Below are 1,944 nucleotides of genomic sequence, written 5' to 3' on the forward strand. Positions count from 1 at the left end.
ATTCACGTCGCTTTACGACGACTCCGTGGGTGGGGATACCAACACGGACGGCGACGACACCAAGCCTGAGAACGGAACTTGGTCCGGTATCCGCGTCAGCGACGGTGGCGCGGTTAAGGGGTCGACCGTTGTTGTGCGGTACGCGAACACCGGAGTAAGCGCGGCGAGCATTTCTACGGTGCAGTTGTCTGACTCCAGGATGTCCAACATCTATGGGTCTTGTCTCGATGTTTCGGGAGCCGACTCCGTGAGCTACTTTCACGGCGTGCTCCGGGACTGCGTGACCGGGATCTACTCAAGCTCGCTTACCTACTTTGACGCATCCAGCGTGGACTGGGGCGGGTCGCTAGGCCCGGGGATGGACGGGAACCCGTCCTCGTCGCCGGTGGTCGCGGTCTTCCCGTGGGTTGGCGCTCCAATCCCTCCCCCTCAGCCGCCGGCCCCCGCGCCGCGGACGGTGAAAAGCGCCGAAGAGTGCAATGAGTACCTTTTCCTGGGCGTGCGGGGTTCGGGTCAAGACCCTCCGGTGGCAGGAGACCCGCGCTCGGGCTACGGACGAGAAGTCGAGGATGTAAAGGACGGCTTCACTACGCTTCGCAGTGACACCAAAACGTTGGCTTTGAGCTACAGCGCAAATGCTGTGCCGCTTACGCAGGACTCCTGGAAGGTTTGGAATTGGCTCGGCCAGATTGGCGACTTTCAGCCTTCCGCATGGAGCGGCTCAGTCGAGTTGATGCAGCAGATTGAACGGGCGGTAGATGAATGCGGAGAGAGCGGTCAAAAGATCGTGATCGTCGGGTATTCGCAAGGTGCGTGGGCGGTCCATGCCGCCCTGAACTACCTTCACGCGTCCAAATCCGATTTGCTCGAGCATGTAAGTGCGGTTGGGTTGATTGCGGACCCGCTCCGTTCCTCCAGTAATGCACTTCGGAATGAAGGTTCGGCTAAGGCGGGAATCGGAGTGGCTGTTAGCGGTCTTGGAAATGTGGCGGTTTCGTACAATGACATGATCACCCAGATCGCACTGCACGACTTTCCGGCTGTGCCCGCGACTTCGATGTCTGATTACAGATACCCGTCACAGCTCGCCCAGATAACGCGCGAATACTGCGACGACATGGACCTGGTATGTGACTACGGCAATCTGATGGATCAGAACAGCCAGTACTTGTTGGGGCTAGGAATCGCTGGCGCATTCAAGGCGGGGTCTGATGTGCACACGGCCTACCCGGAGTTCGGTCTCTTCGATCTTGGGAAGTCGCTGGCCGCCATCGCTGGCTAGAACAACTGACTCGACGGTAACGAAGGTTTAAGGAAGGAGCTTCCAGTTCTCGTGGGCCGCTGAGCCTCTTACTGGGAAATCAAGCCGCGTGACTCTCGCTGAGCACCCACGACGAGCGGTTTGTCCCGCGGTCACGGTGCGGTGCGGGATGAGCTCCAAGAACGACGCTCTCGCGTGATAGAAGCTCGTCGTTGAGGCGCGGACTCGCCGGTGGTGACGATGAGACGGACGCTGCGGGGAGGCGGGACGGTGGTGAGCATGGCGCGCAGTAAGAGGCGAGATCGTTTCGGGTGGCACCCTCCGTGGCCCAAATGAGGATCGAGGCCCCCGCCACTCGCAAGACGGCGCCCACCGGGCCCCATACCTCCGTTCAGCGGGCGTACGTTGAGTGGGTGAGCGGCCGCGCGCCGGCGGAGCGTTCTGGCAGGTCGGAGACGAGACGTTCTTCGCTCGGTACTACGCCGAGCCAGACCATCTGTCCGAGCTGAGCTTCAACGCCGTGCGCGAAGGATGGCGAGCGAAGGCGGACGGCATTGCAGCCGAGGTCAGGGTGAACCGGCCTGACTTTCGTTCCGTTCTTCAAGCAAGGATGGAAGACGATGAACAGGAAGTATTCGCCGGAGATGCGTGAGCGGGCGTTGCGGATGCTCGCGGAGACGCGG

The 1,944-nt window shown here is 61.0% G+C and carries 2 protein-coding genes; one reads left to right on the forward strand and one right to left on the reverse strand.

Translation table 11 applies throughout. The features are described 5' to 3' along the window. On the forward strand, positions 1–1,282 hold a 1,282-nt coding region (locus MT347_RS16230), incomplete at its 5' end, for a cutinase family protein (protein WP_243502419.1). Positions 1,283–1,652: 370 nt separating this feature from the next. Here MT347_RS16230 and MT347_RS16235 read toward each other — a convergent pair. After that, on the reverse strand, positions 1,653–1,944 hold a 292-nt coding region (locus tag MT347_RS16235), incomplete at its 5' end, for a hypothetical protein (protein ID WP_243502421.1).

It is taken from the genome of Microbacterium sp. VKM Ac-2923 (assembly GCF_022815605.1).
GTDB lineage: Bacteria > Actinomycetota > Actinomycetes > Actinomycetales > Microbacteriaceae > Microbacterium.